The sequence below is a fragment of the Sodalis sp. (in: enterobacteria) genome (assembly GCF_051710625.1).
Classification (GTDB): Bacteria; Pseudomonadota; Gammaproteobacteria; order Enterobacterales; family Enterobacteriaceae; genus JBPESN01.
On record NZ_JBPESN010000008.1, the window covers coordinates 48311 to 65758 of the forward strand.

The 17448-nt window shown below is 57.6% G+C and carries 13 protein-coding genes and 7 pseudogenes; 14 read left to right on the top strand and 6 right to left on the bottom strand.

The genetic code is table 11. The features are described from left to right. Window positions 1–66: 66 nt before the first annotated feature. From hslO to ACTBDU_RS04240, 4 genes and pseudogenes are all read right to left on the bottom strand, one after another. Window positions 67–945, bottom strand: a complete 879-nt coding sequence (gene hslO, locus ACTBDU_RS04225) for an Hsp33 family molecular chaperone HslO (protein WP_438805659.1) — start codon at window positions 943–945, stop codon at window positions 67–69. 33 nt (window positions 946–978) lie between these two features. Beyond that, a complete protein-coding gene (gene hslR / locus ACTBDU_RS04230; RefSeq protein ID WP_438805660.1) occupies window positions 979–1401 on the bottom strand; it encodes a ribosome-associated heat shock protein Hsp15 in 423 nt (140 codons plus the stop codon). A gap of 15 nt (window positions 1402–1416) precedes the next feature. Then, window positions 1417–2124, bottom strand: a pseudogene (yrfG, locus tag ACTBDU_RS04235) (GMP/IMP nucleotidase). A gap of 117 nt (window positions 2125–2241) precedes the next feature. Then, a pseudogene (locus ACTBDU_RS04240) lies at window positions 2242–4103 on the bottom strand (IgaA/UmoB family intracellular growth attenuator). A 348-nt stretch (window positions 4104–4451) separates the two neighbouring features. Between ACTBDU_RS04240 and nudE the strand changes: the two are divergent. Continuing rightward, complete coding sequence (nudE, locus tag ACTBDU_RS04245) at window positions 4452–5015, top strand: ADP compounds hydrolase NudE (RefSeq protein WP_438805661.1); 564 nt, start codon at window positions 4452–4454, stop codon at window positions 5013–5015. Between the two features lie 39 nt (window positions 5016–5054). On the opposite strand, the pseudogene ACTBDU_RS04250 reads toward nudE, so the two are convergent. Beyond that, window positions 5055–7430 (bottom strand): annotated as a pseudogene (locus ACTBDU_RS04250) (transglycosylase domain-containing protein). A 94-nt stretch (window positions 7431–7524) separates the two neighbouring features. Between ACTBDU_RS04250 and ACTBDU_RS04255 the strand changes: the two are divergent. The 12 genes and pseudogenes from ACTBDU_RS04255 (at window position 7525) to ACTBDU_RS04310 (ending at window position 16653) form a co-directional block, all read left to right on the top strand. Then, complete coding sequence (locus tag ACTBDU_RS04255; protein WP_438805662.1) at window positions 7525–7995, top strand: hypothetical protein; 471 nt, start codon at window positions 7525–7527, stop codon at window positions 7993–7995. 4 nt (window positions 7996–7999) lie between these two features. Beyond that, window positions 8000–8173, top strand: a complete 174-nt coding sequence (locus tag ACTBDU_RS04260) for a hypothetical protein (protein WP_438805663.1) — start codon at window positions 8000–8002, stop codon at window positions 8171–8173. 8 nt (window positions 8174–8181) lie between these two features. Further along, complete coding sequence (locus ACTBDU_RS04265; protein ID WP_438805664.1) at window positions 8182–8652, top strand: secretin N-terminal domain-containing protein; 471 nt, start codon at window positions 8182–8184, stop codon at window positions 8650–8652. Between the two features lie 39 nt (window positions 8653–8691). Further along, window positions 8692–9270 (top strand): hypothetical protein, encoded by a 579-nt coding sequence (locus ACTBDU_RS04270; protein ID WP_438805665.1) that lies wholly within the window; start codon window positions 8692–8694, stop codon window positions 9268–9270. 335 nt (window positions 9271–9605) lie between these two features. Continuing rightward, window positions 9606–10127, top strand: coding sequence for a shikimate kinase AroK (aroK, locus tag ACTBDU_RS04275; RefSeq protein ID WP_438805666.1), 522 nt, complete (start codon window positions 9606–9608; stop codon window positions 10125–10127). Window positions 10128–10167: 40 nt separating this feature from the next. Next, window positions 10168–11253, top strand: a complete 1086-nt coding sequence (gene aroB / locus ACTBDU_RS04280; RefSeq protein WP_438805667.1) for a 3-dehydroquinate synthase — start codon at window positions 10168–10170, stop codon at window positions 11251–11253. A gap of 108 nt (window positions 11254–11361) precedes the next feature. After that, on the top strand, window positions 11362–12360 hold the full coding sequence (locus tag ACTBDU_RS04285; protein WP_438805668.1) for an SPOR domain-containing protein: 999 nt from the start codon (window positions 11362–11364) through the stop codon (window positions 12358–12360). Between the two features lie 83 nt (window positions 12361–12443). Further along, on the top strand, window positions 12444–13256 hold the full coding sequence (gene dam / locus ACTBDU_RS04290) for an adenine-specific DNA-methyltransferase (protein ID WP_438805669.1): 813 nt from the start codon (window positions 12444–12446) through the stop codon (window positions 13254–13256). A 47-nt stretch (window positions 13257–13303) separates the two neighbouring features. Beyond that, window positions 13304–13984, top strand: a complete 681-nt coding sequence (gene rpe / locus ACTBDU_RS04295; protein ID WP_438805670.1) for a ribulose-phosphate 3-epimerase — start codon at window positions 13304–13306, stop codon at window positions 13982–13984. Continuing rightward, window positions 13977–14162 (top strand): annotated as a pseudogene (locus tag ACTBDU_RS04300) (HAD family hydrolase); the annotation flags it as partial. The gene rpe and the pseudogene ACTBDU_RS04300, both read left to right, overlap by 8 nt. A 90-nt stretch (window positions 14163–14252) precedes the next feature. Further along, window positions 14253–15257, top strand: a complete 1005-nt coding sequence (gene trpS, locus ACTBDU_RS04305) for a tryptophan--tRNA ligase (RefSeq protein WP_438805671.1) — start codon at window positions 14253–14255, stop codon at window positions 15255–15257. Between the two features lie 121 nt (window positions 15258–15378). After that, window positions 15379–16653 (top strand): annotated as a pseudogene (locus ACTBDU_RS04310) (cytosine deaminase). A gap of 152 nt (window positions 16654–16805) precedes the next feature. On the opposite strand, the pseudogene ACTBDU_RS04315 reads toward ACTBDU_RS04310, so the two are convergent. Continuing rightward, a pseudogene (locus ACTBDU_RS04315) lies at window positions 16806–17114 on the bottom strand (aminotransferase class I/II-fold pyridoxal phosphate-dependent enzyme); the annotation flags it as partial. A gap of 74 nt (window positions 17115–17188) precedes the next feature. Between ACTBDU_RS04315 and ACTBDU_RS04320 the strand changes: the two are divergent. Beyond that, window positions 17189–17448, top strand: a pseudogene (locus ACTBDU_RS04320) (transposase); the annotation flags it as partial.

Here is a 17448-nt window from a genome sequence, read left to right on the forward strand (position 1 = left end):
AATAAGTTATTACCGTAACATACGCCGCCGGAGAGGCAATCCTCCGGCGGGGCAATAGGGTAAATCCTAAGCCTGCGGCAAATGTCCCTGCGCCGCCTGCTGTTGCAGGTCAGCAATGGCGTCGGCATCGAAACGATAATGGCTACCGCAAAAATCGCAATGCATATCTATTTCGACGTTCTGCTCAAACATGTCGTGCAACTCCTGCTCGTCCAAGGTCATCAGCGCATCGGCGCAGCGCTGGCGTGAGCAGGCACAAAGGAATTGCACCGACTGCGCCGGGTAAACGATTACGTTGTCTTGATGATAAAGGCGATACAAAACGTCGTTGGCCGGCAATGCAAACAGTTCGTCGCCCTTCACCGTTGCGGTGAGCTGCGCCAGATGATCGAAATCGTCGGCGCGGGTATCCTGGCCGGGCAATACTTGCAGCAGCAGACCGGCGGCGGCCACCTCTCCCTGATACTCGCCGGTGCGGATAAACAGCCGCGTCGGCAACTGCTCCGATTGCAGGAAGTAGTTTTCCAGGCAGTCCGCCAAACGGGGCCCTTCCAGACCGACTACCCCCTGATACCGCTCGCCTTCGGCAGGGGTCAGGGTAATCACCAAATACCCGTTGCCCAGCATTTGCGCCAGAGTGGTGGCGTTGGCGATGTCGCCGTTGATGCGCGCCAGCCCGCGCATGTTCTGCCGATCGTCACCGTTAATGACCGCCCGCCGCAGCGGGCCATCTCCTTGTAACTGGACGGTAATTTCGCCGGTGAATTTTAACGTGGCGGTTAGCAAACTGGTAGCGACCAGGAGTTCCCCCAGCAGCGTTTTCACCGCCGGCGGATAGTTGTGCTGGCCCAGCACTTGGCGGTAAGTTTCCTGTAAGGACACCAGTTCACCCCTGACGGCATAGTCTTCAAAGAGGTAACGCTGCAGTTGGTCTTGATGGGTCATCATGGTCTCTCATGCCTGCGGCGCCGGGAGGGATTATTCCGCCTCGCCCGATTCGCCATATTTAAATTTAATCAGATTGCGGCGTTCTTTTTTGTCCGGGCGCCGGTCCGGATGGGACATGGTCAGGGCGTTACTTTTTCGCGCCTCGGCCATTTTCTCCCGTTTAACGATACTGGCGTCGGTCTCCTGATACAGTAGCTGCGCATCGCTGGCAGGATGAGGTTGATCGCTTAAAGCACGCACGCGCACCTGACGCTCGTCGTTGCCTTGACGCAGCGTGATTTCCGCGCCGCGCTCCATGGTTTTACCGGGTTTGCTGCGCTGTCCATTGTAATGGACCTTGCCGCCCTCAATCATCGCGCGGGCCAGGGCGCGGGTTTTATAAAAACGCGTCGCCCACAGCCACTTGTCCAGCCGTACGGCCGGAGTATCGCCGTTAGCGTCTTTGGGTTTCATTTCGCCTTCTGAGTGTCAGCACATTATTCTAGCCAGCGCAGGCAGCAGCGTCCGATAATCATTGAGTGACGGATGTCGCCGAAAGGGTTGCGGCGCCACGCCGGAATTAGGATTACTGACGCCGAGACAATAGCGGATACCAAAGCGGCTGGCCGCATCGAGAATCGGCTCGCTGTCATCAATGAACAGCGTTCGCACCGGATCAAAACCGGTATGAGTCCGAACGCGCTGCCACAAATGCTGATCTTCCTTGGGATAACCAAATGTATGGGTAGAAAGTAATAAATCAAGGTGCTGACCCAGACCGGTGTGGCGCATTTTCACCGTCAGACCGTCAGACCGTCAGACCGTCAGGCCGTCGGGGTGGGCGTTGGTCAGCAGGATCGAGCGGCGGCCGTGCTGACGCAATGCGCTCAGTAGCGGCCGCGTATCGTCGCGCAACCGTACGGTATGACCAAGTTCAGCGGTCATGGCGGCGATATCCAGCGTCAGCCGCCGGCTCCAGTAATCGAAACAGTACCAGTTCAAGGTATGGCGCACGCTGTGGTATTCGTGGTCTATCAGGGCGCTGGCCTCAGCCCGGGTGATACCGCGCCGTTGGCTAAGGGCCGCCGGTACGCGCGCCAGCCAGAAGTCACGATCGAAGGCCAAATCCAGCAGTGTGCCGTCCATATCAAGAATGATGGTATCAATATGATGGCGCCAGTCGATGACTGCGGACATGCGGACTCCAGAGCGTAAGCAGGGCAAGGGGGAGGGTCTGCGGCATGGCGCCAAACGGCCCGGTCAACATTCAGAGTAGCATACTTGCCGCCCGTCCGGGGATGAGATTGATGGCTATCAGTCGCGCCAAACGCGGTTGCCGTTCGCGGCTATCGCCTCGTGGCTGAAGCAACAGTCATAATAGCGCTGGATGTCCCGCGCGTGCCGTCGGCCGTTGTGCAGGCGCCGCACCAGCAGGATAGCGTTGAACGCGGCGCGCGTCAGCAACAGTATCAGTAGCAAGGTTGCGCCCACGTTGCGCCACAGTGATACCCTTCCGGCTCCTTGAGCAGCGCAATCTGGCGGGTGCCGTTAGCGTCGACGGTAATATTGGTGATGATGCCCTCGGCGTTAAACGGTGTATGCAACAGTTGCGTAGACAGCCCCTGCAGCTCGTGCCATTGCGCCAGGCCAGTATAATCGTTGAAATTTACGGCGGGGGGGGTCTCGACTAGCTGTTTGTCTTCATCGCTGCGGATCAGAAATCCGTCCGGTGGCGGGCTGTTGAGCGCGTTGGTGGCGTTGCGTGTCTCGCTGGCAAAGTAGTACGAGGTGGCGGCGTTGACCAAGGCTTCCAGCGTATCGGCGCTTACCGGCCGCAGCAGCACATTTATTCCTTTCAGCGATCCGGCGCGATCGACGGTATCGGACTCCGGCATCGGCAGCGGTACCGCGTTGTTCCAGTAAATAGCGGAACAGTCAAACGGAAAAAACGGGGTTCTGCCGCCATCGCTTTGTACATAATACCCCGGTACCGCGGGCCGACAGCGTATCGCCAATGCGCAGCGTCGCCTGGTTCAAAGCGGCGACGCTGTCGACGTGCAGTGTTTGCGCGCCCTGCAGCCAGGCAACGCTCAATTTCAGCGGCAGCGAGAGCGGCCATAGGCCAGCAGCAACGACAAGGCCAGTAGCAAACTGCATAGCATCATCAGATTTCCGCCCCAGCGCTGCAGGGGGAAATAAGTGACTTCGTCATGAAGCGACAGAAAGCAGCCCTGGCGCACTACCTGGCTGATGACGTATATATCGATGTCGGTTTTCGGTTTTCTTGTTCAGATCGCGGGCGATATACGGCGGCCAATGTGCCGGGTATTTCAAATCGAGGCTGCCGAGGGAAATATTGCTGATACTGCCCTGACCAGATTCGCCGAACAGCCCCCAGCGCTGGGGGATCCCACGCAGGCAGTGAATATCCTGCCGATTGCGCTGCGTCGGCTGGCGGAATCGCAGCCAGGCGGCCAGTGCGGCCGGTAACGCGGCCAATGCCGCAAACCAGGGCTGCGCCATGATAGGCGCTAGCAGACTCAGAAGTATCAATAGCAGCGCCGCGCTGCACGGTACCGCTTCGCGTCGTCCGGATGGCCGGCTGATAGCGCGCTCCGGCGGCGTTCCCTTGCGCACCTCAACCTGTTCGTTGCCCTGCTTGCGCATCGATGAATTCGGTACCGCCGCATGTGCCGGCGCAGGGGTCACACTGCAGACGGCGCGTCATTCAGCAATGAGCGGCCATTGAGCGAAATCACCAGCGGCATGCTGTCGGTGCGGATCAACTCGACATGGTTTTCTTTCGCAATCTATTATTCCCATTGCGCCGGCAAATGAATTTCAATGCTGTCGAGATAATAACGCCATTTATGTGGCGCATCAATCGCCAGACCATAGCGGGTGATGGCGTGGGTGCCGGCATAGACGTTGTCGCTGCGGGGCGTCAAAGACACACTCGCCGCCGCGGGCACCGTGCGCGTAAGCGGTTGACTATGATGGAAGTAATGTTCAATGGCTGCGCGCTCTTCCGCGGTCAACTTTCGGGGAAAGGGTTTAATAAACGACAGACGTTTGACGGATACAGGGCGGGCACGCTGGCGATAGAAGCGCCAGCCGATAACGGAAACAATCGTACAGGCAAGCATGCCAGCCAATACATAGACGATTGCGCTCATGCTGACCCCACCCACAACTTCATCAATACACCAAAATTTACCGTCGCTGCAAAGATTCTCGTCGCCGCCGCTGTTTGACATGGGCCTGCGGCGTGCGCAGGCGGTCATCGGCGAAAAACAGGCATAATAACCGATATTGAGGCGAGAGTAACAAGCCCGCTGCCGAGGATATATCAGCATTTTCCTATTTTATTCGCTGCTGGCCGTATTTACCTATTGCCGACTTGACGTGGCTAGAAGTCATGCTGTGCAGACAGGTTGCGGCCTGATCCATTCTTAACGCACAATGTTGACCAGGCCGATGGGCGGGCATCTCCTGGCCATCCAGTGCGCAATCTTGGGAACGATATGGATAAGAATCTGCAAAAACCCAAAATACATCGTGTGGCGACCGTTGCCCAGTCCCGCCTGTTCACGGTTGAGTCCGTCGATCTGGAGTTCAGCAACGGCGCACGGCGGGTTTATGAGCGGATGAAGCCTTCTCATCGCGAGGCGGTGATGATCGTACCGGTGCTGGACGACCATCTGCTGCTGATCCGTGAATACGGCGCCGGCATCGAGGATTATGAATTGGGGTTTCCAAAAGGACTTATCGACCCCGGCGAAGGGGTGATGGAAGCGGCGAACCGCGAGCTGATGGAGGAGGCGGGCTTTGGCGGGCGCAACTTTACGTTTTTGCGCCGTTTGAGTATGGCGCCGTCCTATTTCTCCAGCACAATGCACATTGTGGTGGTGCAGGATCTCTATCCCCAGCGGTTGCAGGGCGATGAGCCGGAACCGTTGCCGCTGGTGCGCTGGCCGTTAAGCCGTATGCTGGCGCTGCTGGACGAGCCCGATTTTTGCGAGGCGCGTAACGTGAGCGCACTGTTTCTCGCTCATGCCTGGCTTAATGGCACACCGAGAGAGGCGTGAGTCCGGGCCGAGTCCAAAGACATCCGGCCCAGCGAACGGTCAGAACAGTTCCTGCTGCTGGCCATTGTCCATCAGCGTTGTGCCGACTTCATGTACTACCCGGTCTTTCGGCTGGGTACCGTCGATAAAATATTCCGGCCGGCTGTTGCCGCCGCCGTCGGATAACTTGCCGCTGCTCTTATCGATAATGAGGGTAACGACGCCCGGCGGCGGATCCAGTTTCTTTTCGGGGATACCTTCCAGCGCTATCTTCATATAATCATCCCAGATAGGCTGGGCGCTTTTAGCGCCGCCCTCGGCACCGGAAATCTGATCGCTGATGGCGCCGGAAGCCGTGCTTCTGCCCAAATTGCGGCGGTGATCGTTAAATTCTATCCATACCGTGGTGACCGTGCCGCGGCCTGTGCCGGTGAAACCAGTTCCAGTCGCGGCATGGGGTACCCGTGCCGTTAGCGTCAGCCTGGCGGGAGACGGCTACATTGTTCCATATGTCGTCCGACAGCACCGCCGATTTCGGTGTATCGCCATAGATGACCGGCAAATCGCAGCTGCTGCACACCACTTTGGGTTTGGCGGTAAACAGCACCTGATCGTTCTCATCGGTGATTTTAGTGATGAGGTAGGGGGTCGACCAGATAACCGCCATTGGCCAGCTCCGCATAGCCCCGCACCAGCTGCAGCGGGGTTGAAGGACGCGGATCCCAGCGCCAGGGATTCGGTGTGGACGGTGTTCTGCGCCGGGAAGCTGAAGCGTTGCAGATATTCCGCGGCATAATCCACGCCCATAGCGCGCATGGCGCGAACCATTACCACGTTTTTCGCCTGCCCCAAACCCTGGTGCAGGCAAATCGAGCCAGCATAGGTCGTCGGCGAGTTGCGCGGCCGCCAGTCGGAGCCGGCGCCGGCATCCCAGCGAAAAATAGGCGCATCATTGAGAATGGTCGCCAGCGTCAACCCTTTATCCAGCGCGGTGGTATACAGAAATGGCTTGATATTGGAACTCATCTGACGCAGCGCCTGGGTGATACGGTTGAATTTGCTCTGATTGAAGTCGAAACCGCCGACCAGGGCTTTCACCGCGCCATCCTGCGGATCCAGCGACACCAGCGCAGAATTGACGTCCGGGACCTGCGAGATCGACCAACCTTCGTCCGTTTGCCGCACCCAGACTTGTTGCCCCGCTTGCACCACATCGGTGACTTTTTTCGGCATCGGCCCCTGCTGTGTGTCGCTTCTGAGCGGCCGAGCCCAGCGCATGCCCGCCAGCGATAGTGCCACGTTACTGCCGTCGGCCATCATCGCCACCACGCCATCGACGCCAGTTTCGGTAATGACCGCCGTGTGCAATGGACCGTAAACCGGCAGGGTTTTCAATCTGTCGCGGATATGCTGTGCGTCCCAGGGCGACTCTTTTACTTTCCACAATACGCTGCTCGGATCGCGGTAACCGTGGCGCATATCGTAAGCCAGCACGTTGTTGCGCACTACGTTCTGCGCCGCCTGCTGCAGCGGTTTGGTGATAGTAGTATACACCTTGAAACCGTCGGTATAGGCATTTTCTCCGTAGCGCTTGAGCGTATCCCCCGTCGCACCATCTCCGACACATAGGGCGCGGAAAAGTCGATTTCTGGTGCGTGGAACGGGCCACCAGCGCCGCGTCGCGCGCCTGCTCATATTCGGCCTGGGTATGTAGTTTTTATCGCGCATACGCGCCAGCACGGTGTTGCGCCGCGCCAGCGTCCGTTCAGGAGAATAGAGCGGGTTGAAGGTGGAAGGGGCTTTCGGCAAACCGGCAATCATGGCCATTTCGCTCAGCGTGAGCTGACTGACGTCCTTGCCGAAATAGACCTGCGCCGCCGCGCCAACGCCATAGGCGCGGTAACCCAGGTAGATCTTGTTCAGATATAGTTCCAGGATTTTATCTTTAGTCAGCAATTGCTCAATCCGTACCGCCAGAAACGCCTCTTTGATTTTATGAATAAGCATCCGTTCCGGGCTGAGGAAAAAATTGCGGGCCAGCTGCTGGGTGATGGTGCTCGCGCCCTGCGAGGCGTGGCCGGAAAGCAGAACGATGGAGGGTGCGCGCAAAATCCCCACCGGGTCCACGCCGTGATGCTCGTAAAAGCGGCTGTCTTCGGTGGCGACAAACGCATGCACTAATTCAGGCGGCATCTGATCGAACCGGAGCGGGATGCGGCGTTTCTCACCGTACTGCGCGATAAGCTTGCCGTCCGCCGAGAAGATCTGCATCGGCGTCTGCAAGCGGATGTCTTTCAGCGTCGCCACATCGGGCAATTGGAGCGCAATATAGCGGTACATGCCATATATCGATGCGGCTCCCAACAAAATGCAACACACTGCAAAGATAAATAAATATTTTACGAATTTTACCTGAGAATTCTCATTTTTTGTCATTTGGGCAGTTTGTAAACAACCGCGCGCTAGTATAAAGGTTAGCCTTGCTATTGGATACGCAATTTAAGTCCCGGGCCTCAGGGAAGGAGGAACCATGGCGTTTGATCGTTGGCGGATCGGTATGGATATGGAGCCGGACGTCCTGCGCGCGCTGGCTTTGTCGCGTGATCGAGCAGAATGGCGCTGTCGCGGCTGGTGGCAATTTCCTTTATCCATGGCGCGGGATGCTCAGGGCGATCCTTGCCCTGTAGCGCCCATCGTCGACGCGCTGCGCCGCCTGGCGCCGCCGCTGGACTTTGTCTTTGGCGCCGAATCGGCGGCGGCCTGCCATTTTACCCGTACCGAACCCGGCCCGGTTCCCGAGGGCGGCGAGCTCTGGTCGCCGTTCGACATCTTGCGCGCAGCTTCAGAGCGTCCAGAGCGTCCATTCGCGCCGCGCGAGCGTCGCTGGCCACGCGGCGGGCGGACAGACGGCGAGACGGCGCCGCTTCCAGGCTGGCCGGCGGCCTGGGTGATTGCCGCCGGGCTGGCGCTGGCGCCGAAAGAGCGGCTGTGGCGCAGGTGAATCTATGGCCCTGGCGGCAAACACGCTGGCGACGTCGTGTCCGCTGCGCCTGTTGCTGCTGCCGCCGCTGTGGCTCACGCATATCAAGCAGCGCAACGGCCGGATCTATATCAGCGGCTGCAGCGAGGGGTATTCGCCAGTGGTTGTCCTGCGGCGCTGGCCTCCCTGCGTGGGCTGAATCTGGTGGTGACGCCTGGTGTTGAAGGCGAGATTACGCTGCGGCTGCACGAGATGCCCTGGCGCCAGGTGCTGGAACTGGTTCTGACGGCAGGCAATTTGCAGCAAACGCGTCAGGGACGCACGCTGGTGGTATCGTTGCAGGAAGCACCGGATGATACGCGCCCGGAAAGGGCTGCGACGCCGGTGAGGCGGGAGGAGGGCGTGCCGCTAGTTAACCGGTTGATTACCCTGCAATACGCCGCCGCGGCCGAGGTGGTGCGCAGCATTGACGCCCAGCGCGGTTCGCTGCTGTCACCCCGGGGAAGCGTTCGGCTGGATAAGAGCACCAATTCGCTGGTGCTGCGCGATACCGCCTCCGCGCTGGCCGCCGTGGGGGATTGGATCGCCGTCTGGGATGTTCCACTGGAGCAGGTGCTTATTACCGCCCACATTGTCACCATCAGCTGGGAAAATTTGCGCGAAGTCGGGGTCAACTGACGTTATCCGGCGGAGAGCGCGCAAGCGGATGCGTATGCGATGGTAAAAATGCCCGTCGACGGACATCTGGCCCGCATCGGACTCCCGTTGGCGCGCCTGAATGGTCGTATGCTGGAGCTGGAGCTGACCGCGCTTGAGCAGGAAAATAAGGTGGATATCCTGGCGAGCCCGCGGCTGTATACTGCCCATCAGCAAACCGCCAGCATCAAACAAGGGGCGCAAATTCCGTATCCGATGACCAGCGGCCACGGCAAACACCCTTCTATCCAGTTCAAGGAGGCGGTGCTGTGCATGGAGGTGACGCCGCGTATTCTGCGCAACGGGCGCATTACCCTGGGTTTGCGGCTGAGCCAGAACGTGCCAAGCAGTATCATCAAGCAAGGAGACAGCCAGGGTGTTACCATCGGTACAGAGAAAATCAAAACTCAGGTAACGATTGCCGACGACGACACCATCGTGCTCGGCGGCATATTTCAGCATCAAAAGCAACGCAGCCACGATCGGGTACCGCTATTGCCCGATATCCCCCTGCTCGGGGCATTATTTAAGCGCCAGCGAGCTAATTATAAACAACATGAATTAGTTATTTTTATTACGCCCACCCGCATATCAGGATAAGCTACCGCCCCTGCATCGAACAAAAGCGGGCACGCGGCAACAAAATTTATGCGTTTTTTTCGTTATCAATTTGACGCTGTCGGCGATTTCGCCTACAAGGGTAACCCATTGAGCAACGCTGATTTTGCGTCAAATGTCATACCGGTGGTGACACCGGGGATCCCGCTTGCGGTGTAAGCATCGATTTAATCGGTTGCCAAACTACCCGGAGTGTTGAGATAATTTTTGCCTGATTCTCGCACTAACGCTCATGAGGTTTCAGTTTAGGTCCCGCCGCTAATTTGATTGGCGGGGCGGGTTGTCACTAACGAATAATTTTAGCAAAACCGAAAAACATGGCAGAGAAACGCAATATCTTTCTGGTTGGGCCTATGGGTGCCGGAAAAAGTACTATTGGTCGTCAGTTGGCTCAACAACTTAATATGGAGTTTTTCGATTCTGATCAAGAGATTGAGCGACGCACCGGGGCTGATGTAGGCTGGGTATTTGACGTGGAAGGCGAAGACGGCTTCCGCGATCGAGAAGAAAAAGTCATCAACGAACTGACCGAAAAGCAGGGGATTGTGCTGGCTACCGGCGGTGGCTCCGTGAAATCGCGCGAAACACGCAACCGCCTCTCCGCCCGCGGTGTGGTTGTCTATCTCGAAACCACCATTGAAAAACAGCTGGCCCGTACGCAGCGTGATAAGAAACGCCCGCTGGTGCAAGTCGAAGCTCCACCGCGTGAGGTCCTTGAAGCGCTGGCTCGCGAGCGCAACCCGCTGTATGAAGAAATAGCGGACGTGACTATCCGTACTGATGAACAAAGCGCCAAGGTTGTTGCTAACCAAATTATCAATATGCTGGAAAGCAGCTAATCTGAATTAACGAGATGCCGAAAAGGTCATTGAGCGTCCCATGGAGAGGATTACCGTTACATTAGGGGAGCGCAGCTACCCGATTACCATTGCCGCCGGATTATTCAATGATCCGGCGTCTTTCTGGCCGTTAACGCGCGGCGATAGCGCCATGCTGGTGACGAACGACCGCCTCGCTCCTCTGTATCTGGAACCTCTGTGCGAGAGGTTGACCCAGGCCGGCGTCAAGGTCGATCGGGTCGTATTGCCAGACGGTGAACAGAATAAATCGTTGACCGTGCTGGATCAGGTCTTCACCGCGCTTCTGGCTAAGCCCCATGGTCGCGATACTACCCTTATCGCGCTCGGTGGCGGCGTCATCGGCGATCTGGCCGGCTTTGCCGCCGCTAGTTATCAACGCGGTGTGCGTTTTATCCAGGTACCTACTACGCTACTCTCACAGGTTGACTCCTCGGTTGGCGGCAAAACCGCCGCCAATCATCCTCTCGGCAAGAACATGATCGGCGCCTTCTATCAACCTGCGTCGGTGGTTATAGATTTAGACTGTCTTAACACGCTGCCGTGGCGGGAACTCTCCTCGGGGCTGGCGGAAGTTATCAAGTACGGTATTATTCTTGATGCGGCTTTTTTTGCCTGGCTTGAAGATAATCTCGAAGCGCTGTTGGCGCTGGAGCCGCAGGCGCTGGCCTATTGCATCCGTCGCTGCTGCGAGCTGAAAGCCGACGTAGTGGCTGCCGATGAACGCGAGCAGGGCCAGCGTACGCTGCTGAATCTCGGCCACACCTACGGCCATGCCATCGAAACCCACATGGGTTATGGCAACTGGCTGCATGGCGAAGCTGTGGCCGCCGGCATGATGATGGCGGTGCGCGCCGCGCGTCGGCTCGGTCAATTCAGCGATGCCGATGCTGAACGGGTGAGTGCGCTGCTGCAGCGCACCGGCCTGCCGGTGAGCGGTCCGGCAGAAATGGCGCCGGAAGATTACCTGCCGCATATGATGCGTGATAAAAAAGGCATCGCCGGCCGGCTGCGTCTGGTGCTGCCGGTGACGCTGGGCAATGCGGAAGTGCGTACCAGCGTAGCTGATGATATGGTGGTGGCGTCTATTAAGGATTGCCAGGCCTGAGCCGGGCCGGGCTGCGCGCCAGGGCGCGTCGGTGAGGCCCGGTTTCATGTGATAAGCCCTTCCCGCGCTCCGGCGCTGGAAAAATCCCTCTCAGTCGGAAAGTTTTATATGGATGAGTTCAAGTCGGAAGACGAACTGAGACCCGATAGCAGCGACCGCCGTCCCCCTCGCCAGCGGAAAGGACCTATCGTGCCGAAAGTGCCTGTATCCAGACAGCATTTGATGATAGGTATCGGTATTTTGGTGCTCCTGTTGCTGGTGATTAGTATTGGTTCAGCGCTGAAATCTCCATCCCGAACCGATTCAGGCCGCCAGGGCGCGGACAATAATGGCCCGCGTAATATCGATCTCTCCGGCTCGACTTCCGACTCCGACGCGGGTCCGTCTTCGCCTGGCGCTGCCGCGCCGGCAGCAAACAATGCACAGAACGGCGCCCCCTCCCCGCAAGAGCTGAGTGCGCCGCAGATGCCTTCTACGCCGCCGACTCAAGCCGCGCCGCTGACTACGCCGCGCGGCCAGCAACGCGTGGAATTACCGGGCAACATGGCCGATGCCTTGTCGCAGCAGGGGAGCCAGGTCAACGGCGTGGCCGCCCAAATGAATGGCCAAGGGCCGGTTTCCACCCTGCCCACCGCGGCGGCCACCTTGACGCCGGGCAGCCGCAGCGGCGCGCAGCACAAAGCGCCGGCGAAGGCTCCCGCCGCGGCCCGCCGGGAGCCGAAACAAACGCCGATGGTGCCAAGTGCCGGCCGCCAGACCGCCGGCGCGCCAAAAGCGGCCGCGAGCTCTCGCGTCCCCGCGCCGGCCTCGTCCAGTGGCGGCGCCGCGGGTTCGATTCAGTCTGCGCCCGCCGGTTATTACACGTTACAGTTGAGTAGCGCTTCGCAGCCGGCGACGCTCAACGCCTATGCGCGCCAACAGCAGCTGAGCCATTACTGGGTTTATCAGACCCGCCGCGACGGCAAGCCCTGGTACGTGTTGGTAAACGGGGTTTATCCTTCGCTATCGCAGGCCAAAAACGCGGTGGCGCAATTGCCCGCCGATGTACAGGCCAAAAAGCCCTGGGCGCGGCAAATTAATCAGGTTAAAAAGGACCAAAATAATTAAGCATGCCTGAAGATAGCGCTGTAGCGCTATGGTAAACAGGGTACAATCCGCGGCTCTGAAGAGTGTGAGTAAGTAGCGAAGGCATGAAGAAGAACCGCGCGTTTTTGAAATGGGCCGGCGGCAAGTATCCGCTGATTGAGGATATTCGCCGTCACCTGCCGCAGGGTGATTGTTTAATAGAGCCTTTTGTCGGCGCCGGTTCGGTGTTTCTCAATACCGATTACGACCGATACATCCTCGCCGATATCAACAGTGATCTCATCAATCTGTTCAATATCGTTAAAGAGCGCCCGAATGATTTTATCCGCGATGCCCGGGCTTTATTTGCCGCTGACGCCAACATCTCTGAGGTGTACTACCTGCTGCGCAGCGAGTTTAATCTCTGCACGGACGCCCATCGGTGCGCGGTGTTGTTTCTGTATCTCAACCGGCATTGCTACAACGGTCTGTGCCGATATAACCTGAGCGGTGAGTTCAATGTTCCTTTTGGCCGCTATAAAAAGCCGTACTTTCCAGAGTTGGAACTGCACCGGTTCGCCGAGAAGGCCAGTCGGGCGATGTTTGTTTGCGAGCACTACAAACAAACGCTATCCCGCGCCGTACCGGGTTCGGTGGTATATTGTGATCCACCCTATGTGCCGCTCTCGACCACCGCAAACTTTACGGCATACCATACCAACAGTTTTAGTCTGACCGAGCAGCAGAACCTGGCGCGCCTCGCCGGCCAGCTGGCTCGTGAAAGCCGGATACCGGTGCTGATTTCCAATCACGATACCGCGCTGACCCGGCAATGGTATGGCGATGCGGTGCTGCATTATGTCACGGCACGCCGCACCATCAGCAGCAATATCTTCGGGCGCAGCAGCGTGAATGAGCTGCTGGCGTTATATCTCTGAGCGGGGCCGCCCCGCCGCCGACTGACCATAACTGACGGGAGACATGGATGAAAAACTTTTTAATTGCCCCTTCCATCCTTTCCGCGGATTTTGCCCGCTTGGGTGAAGATACCGCCCGGGTGTTAGCCGCCGGGGCGGACGTGATGCATTTTGATGTGATGGATAATCATTATGTTCCGAATCTCACCATGGGGCCGATGGTGCTTAAAGCGCTGCGTAACTATGGCATTACCGCCCCAATTGACGTGCATTTGATGGTCAAGCCGGTCGATCGCCTGATCCCGGATTTTGTCGCCGCCGGCGCCAGTTACATTACCGTCCACCCGGAGGCGTCGCAGCATGTTGACCGCTCACTGCAGCTCATCAAGGAGCACGGCTGCAAAGCCGGGCTGGTCTTTAATCCCGCCACGCCGCTGAGCTGCCTTGGATATGTGCTGGATAAACTTGATGTCATTTTGCTGATGTCGGTTAACCCCGGTTTTGGCGGCCAGTCTTTCCTGCCTTCGACCCTGGATAAATTGCGTCAGGCGCGTCAGATTATCGATCGCAGCGGCAGGGATATCCGGCTTGAGGTGGACGGTGGCGTCAAGGTGGACAACATCGGCGCTATCGCCGCCGCGGGCGCCGATATGTTCGTTGCCGGCTCTGCTATTTTCAGCCAGCCGGACTACCGAACCGTTATCGACGCCATGCGTCAGGCATTAGCGGGAACGGCGGGGAATGCGTGAAGAACAGCCTATCCGCGGTATCGCATTCGATCTTGACGGCACTTTGACCGACAGCGGCCCCGACTTAACGGCCGCGCTTGATCGGACATTGTCAGAGCAGGGGCTGACCCAGGCCGGGCTGGCGCGCATTGCCACCTGGATTGGCAACGGCGCCGATGTGCTGGTGGAGCGCTCGCTGCGCTGAGCCACCCGGATTACGTTCTGGAGCGTTTTGCCGATCTTTTGCCCGTGCTCGGGCTGCACCTTTCGTTAATGAGGTCTGTTTAAAATGAGTAAGCCCATCGTATTCAGCGGCGCGCAGCCGTCAGGGGAACTGACCATTGGCAACTATATGGGTGCGCTGCGTCAGTGGGTCAGCATGCAGGACGAGTATGATTGTATTTATTGCATCGTCGACCTGCATGCCATTACCGCCCGTCAGGATGCCCAGCAGCTGCGCAAGGCAACGCTGGACGTTCTGGCGCTGTATCTGGCCTGCGGTATCGATCCGGCTAAAAGTACGGTTTTCATTCAGTCCCATGTGCCGGAGCATAGCCAACTAAGCTGGTTGCTGAACTGTTATACCTATTTTGGTGAACTGAGCCGGATGACCCAGTTCAAGGATAAATCGGCCCGTTACGCCGAAAATATCAATGCCGGGCTGTTTGATTATCCGGTGCTGATGGCGGCAGATATTCTGCTTTATCAGACCAAGCAGGTGCCGGTCGGAGAAGATCAGAAACAGCATTTGGAGCTGAGCCGCGATATCGCCAAACGGTTTAACGCGCTGTATGGCGAGATCTTCACCATTCCTGAACCGTTTATTCCCAAGTCCGGCGCGCGCGTGATGTCGTTGCTGGATCCATTGAAAAAGATGTCGAAATCCGATAACAACCGTAATAACGTCATCACCCTGCTAGAAGATCCCAAATCCGTCGGCAGGAAGCTTAAACGGGCGGTAACCGACTCCGATGAACCGCCGGTGGTGCGCCATGATCCCATGGCGAAACCCGGCGTCTCCAACTTGCTGGATATTTTATCCGGCGTGACCGGTACGCCGGTGGCGGAACTGGAACAGGCGTATGCCGGGAAAATGTACGGCCATCTGAAATCCGCCGTGGCCGATGCGGTGTCGGAAATGCTGACCGCGTTACAGGCTCGTTACCACGCCCTGCGCGCCGACGAAGCTTATTTGAATCAAGTGTTAGGGGACGGGGCGGAAAAAGCCCGCGCTCAAGCCAGCGTGAGCTTGGCCAAGGTCTATGAAGCCGTCGGCTTTGTCGCCAAACCCTGAGCCTTCAATACCCCACGCTTTTTCCGCGACTCCTGGCAAAGGTAATCAATTATATGCGGTTGTTATTCTGCCGCGGTTACGCTATCTATCATGTAGGTCCCTGACAAAAGCGAGGTAACCCGTGCCGAATCCCCTGCTGCATACTATCAGTCACGTCCGGCTGCCCTGGTGTGAAGGTTTATGGCAAATCACCCTCGAGCAGGGAATCATTCGCCGTCTGGCGCCGCAAAATCATGGTCAGCAGGACGGCGAAGGCGTCCTTAATGCCGAGCAATACCGCCGTTTGTCGAACCCCACATTCATCTGGATACTACACAGACCGCCGGAGACCCGCGCTGGAACGAGTCCGGTACGCTGTTTTGAGGGCATTACCCGTTGGGACGAGCGCAAAGCGACCCACCCATAAAGACGTCAAAATCTGCGCCTGGCAGACGCTGAAATGGCAGATCGCCAACGGTATCCAGCACGTACGCAGCCATGTGGATGTCTCCGAACCCTCGCTGACGGCGCTGAAAGCGCTGCTGGAAGTCAAGCAGGAAGCGACGCCGTGGGTGGATTTGCAACTGGTGGCGTTTCCTCAGGAAGGGATCCTGTCTTTTCCGGACGGCGAAGCCTTGTTAGAGGAAGCGTGGCGGCTGGGTGCCGATGTGGTCGGCGCCACTCCTCACTATGAATTTACCCGCCAGTATGGCATCGCGTCGTTGCATAAAGCCTTTGCGCTGGCGCAAAAGTACGGCAAGCTGGTGGACGTCCACTGCGACGAGATCGATGACAAACAATCGCGCTTTGTGGAAACCGTCGCCACGCTGGCGCTGGAGTCCCGGCTAGGCGGCAGGGTCAGCGCCAGTCATACCACCGCCATCCATTCCTATAACGGCGCCTACACCGCGCGGCTGTTCCGCCTGCTGAAACTATAGGGCATCAATTACGTCGTTAATCCGCTGGTAAATATTCATCTGCAGGGCCGTTTTGATGATTATCCCAAGCGCCGCGGCGTCACCCAGGTGAAAGAAATGTTGGCCCAAGGGATAAATGTTTGCTTCGGCCATGATGATGTATTTTGACCCCTGGTACCCTCTCGGCACCGGCAATATGTTGCAGGTGCTGCATATGGGCCTGCACGTATGCCAGCTGATGGGGTATGAGCAGATTAATAACGGGTTGAAATCTTGATTACCCGCCAATAGCGCGCGGACGCTCAACCTGAGCGATTACGGCATCAAATGCGGCTATCGGGCCAATTTACTGATCCTGCCGGCGGAAAACGGTTTCGACGCCATAAGGCGTCTGACGCCATCGCGCTATGTTATCCGTCACGGGTAGGTGATCGCGGAAACCCCGTCATCGTCATCGCGGCTGTATTTAGCGCAAGCCGGAGACCGTGGATTTCCGCTGAGCAGGTGGGATATTACTGTTCGTCCTGCGCCGTTTCCGCTGCCGGGTTCAGCCTGGCGCAGGCTTCCAGCTGCTGTGCCACCGTTTCGCCGATGCATTTTACCGCAGCTTCTATAGCCGGCGTCATGCGGTTGGCATAGTTGAGGCGCAGGCAGTGGCGGTGGCGCCGGTGCCGATATATTTCATGTGCAGTACCTGCTCCATATAGCGGTTTGGCTCGATCCAGCCGATACGCAATCCCTGCACCAGCGTTTTGGAAAATGAACTGCACAGCAGCATTAGGCCATCTTCGTCAAAGGATTTTGTCGTCCGCCGCCGGGGGTAGTGATAGGCCAAATCGGCATAAACATCGTCTTCAATGATCGGCGTATCGTAACGTTGCGCCAGCGTCAATAACGCCACCTTGTGGGCGTCCGGCATGATATACCCTAGCGGATTATTGCAGTTGGGCGTCAGTTGGATAGTGTAGTGGGCCACTGAATTTGGCCACCTGAACAGAGGTGATATGCTCACCTCAGAACAACATGGGTGCACCAATAAAAAGAAGAAATTTTAGTCCTAAATTTAAACGCGAATCCGCTCAACCGGTTGTCGACCAAAATTACACCGCCGCGCAAGCAGCAAAAGCCATGGACGTCGGCCTTTCTACGATGACGAAATGGGTAAAATAACTGCGTGATGAGCGACAGGGGAAAACGCCAAAAGCCTCTCCCATAACCCCGGAACAAATCGAAATACGTGAGCTCAAGAAGAAGGTACAACGCATTGAAAAGGAAAACGAAATATTAAAAAAGGC